This window comes from Lactobacillus nasalidis, assembly GCF_016587775.1.
GTDB classification, from domain to species: Bacteria; Bacillota; Bacilli; order Lactobacillales; family Lactobacillaceae; genus Lactobacillus; species Lactobacillus nasalidis.
On record NZ_BOCG01000248.1, the window covers coordinates 1 to 1,868 of the forward strand.

General features: G+C 48.7%; 3 protein-coding genes. All 3 read right to left on the reverse strand.

Annotation, left to right across the window (positions count from 1 at the left end; translation table 11 throughout):
- Positions 1-169 precede the first annotated feature (169 nt).
- The 3 genes from lacNas_RS04150 to lacNas_RS04160 all read right to left on the reverse strand — a co-directional run bounded on the left by lacNas_RS04150 (position 170) and on the right by lacNas_RS04160 (position 1,652).
- A complete protein-coding gene (locus lacNas_RS04150; RefSeq protein ID WP_201330205.1) occupies positions 170-649 on the reverse strand; it encodes an S-ribosylhomocysteine lyase in 480 nt (159 codons plus the stop codon).
- A 412-nt stretch (positions 650-1,061) separates the two neighbouring features.
- Positions 1,062-1,367 (reverse strand): hypothetical protein, encoded by a 306-nt coding sequence (locus lacNas_RS14180; protein WP_244660622.1) that lies wholly within the window; start codon positions 1,365-1,367, stop codon positions 1,062-1,064.
- A 108-nt stretch (positions 1,368-1,475) separates the two neighbouring features.
- Positions 1,476-1,652: a hypothetical protein gene (locus lacNas_RS04160; RefSeq protein ID WP_201330206.1), complete on the reverse strand. Its 177-nt coding sequence runs from the start codon at positions 1,650-1,652 to the stop codon at positions 1,476-1,478.
- Between the last annotated feature and the right edge of the window lie 216 nt (positions 1,653-1,868).

The window sequence follows — 1,868 nt, forward strand, 5'->3', positions numbered from 1 at the left end:
GATAGAGCCGACAGTGACGGTAGTCGTCTGGCTCTTGGCCGTCTGCCGGGAAGAAGTCAGGTGCAGGGCGAAGAAAGCGGCAATGATGACGACGAGGGCGATGACGGCGGCGATGAGCCGCTGCTGCTTTTTCTTTCTTCTCATGATTCTTGCTCCTAAAAATTAAAAACTAGTCTTCAACCACGTGCCGGTTGAACGGGTCGTCGCTGATGCCCTTCTTCAGGATGTCGTTGCACCATTCCTTAGCGCTGAAGAGGGAGTGGTCGCGGTAGTTGCCGCAGCTTTCGATGGTGGTGCCAGGCACGTCTTCCCAAGTGATGTCGTCTCTGATGGCCTTGAGGGAGTCGCGCAGGGCCTTGGCCACTTCAGTCGTGGTGTGTTCGCCCCAGGTAATCAAGTGGAAGCCCGTCCGGCAGCCGAATGGGGAACAGTCGATGACGCCGTCCAAGCGGTCGCGCAAAAGGCTGGCCAGAAGGTGTTCGATGGTGTGCAGGCCGCCAGTTGGGATGGCGTTTTCGTTAGGCTGCACCAGGCGGAGGTCGAAGTTGGAGATCTTGTCGCCCTTAGGGCCTTCTTCAACGGTGATCAGGCGGACGTAAGGTGCCTTAACTTTAGTGTGATCCAATTCAAAACTTTCTACTTTAGCCATGATGATAATCTCCTTTTTTCTAAAAAATACTGGTTAACTAAATTACTTGAAAAAACGTGACAAAAAAAGTCCCTGAACGAAAATGCTTTCGCTCAGGGACGTATTAGCGTGTTACCACCCATCTTCACGGCCAAAAGAGGCCGCCTTTAAGTACGCTCCGCTTGGGCGGAGTTATACTCGGGCGCGGTATCGGGCGCCTCCCGCGGGAAGCTTGCCGGAGCTCGCCTCCCGTATGACTCAAAGACCATGTTCGCCGGGGCCTCTTCAGCGCTTTTCAGCCACCGCGCCTCTCTGAAAGAAGATTTGACCGACTACTTATCTTTTCCTTGTCAACGTGCTTTTCATTTTTTAATCATAATATAATAACGATAGCCGCTTGTCAACCTTTCGCGGCAAAAATTGTCCGAGCCGGCTAATCGTCTTGTTTTTGCTTGCCGGAATTAAATTTCCGGTCCCGCAGATAGTCGGCAATCGTCGCGCCAATGAAGATCAAGTCAAAAGGGCCTAGAAGGGCTAGGCCGGCGATGTTCAACATGCTATAAGCAGCCGCGTTGGTAACTACGATAATTCCGATAGGAATCAGCATGTTCCAGTAGCCAATCCGGTAACGGAAGAAGTTTCTAATTTCTTGCAGCTTTGGCGCGAAAGGGACAGCCAAAATAAAGCCCAGAAGCAGCCCAGACGTGAAGATGCTGATTGACAAACTGTTTGGAACCATGATAATGCCTCAAAAATTTACTTTCCTAGAAAACAACAAATACAGTATTAATACCTGGAATTATAGTTCTGTTTCTAATGGCACACAAGTGGAAATTATCCAAGCCGGCTAATCGCCTTGGCCCTGCTTTGCTTCTTCCTCGCGCTTGATCTTGAGGACTAAGGGGGTCAGTTTGATTACCAGGAACTTGGCAAAGTAGTAGGCGATCACGAAGAAGATGATGATGCCAACCAGTTGGGCAAGCAAGACTGGCCAGATGTTGTAAGTTACCTCAGCTAAAATCATTTTTTCTCACTCCATTTCAAAAAACATGCTTTTCACTTTTGACGTCAAGATAATTATAACTCTATATGTTAATTATGTATAAGTTTTTTACACTACTTGCTTAGAGTAAAGAAAAAACCGCCAGCCGAGGTTAAATACCAACGGCTGGCGGTTATTAATTTTTAGCCCAAACGGTTGAGGAGCTGCTTCAAGAAGTCCTCAGCACTGCCGACGTAG

Bases quoted from the DNA above. Each gene is read 5' to 3' on its own strand.
- lacNas_RS04150 (WP_201330205.1), bottom strand. From the start codon at position 649: ATGGCTAAAGTAGAAAGTTTTGAATTGGATCACACTAAAGTTAAGGCA.
- lacNas_RS14180 (WP_244660622.1), bottom strand. From the start codon at position 1,367: ATGGTTCCAAACAGTTTGTCAATCAGCATCTTCACGTCTGGGCTGCTT.
- lacNas_RS04160 (WP_201330206.1), bottom strand. From the start codon at position 1,652: ATGATTTTAGCTGAGGTAACTTACAACATCTGGCCAGTCTTGCTTGCC.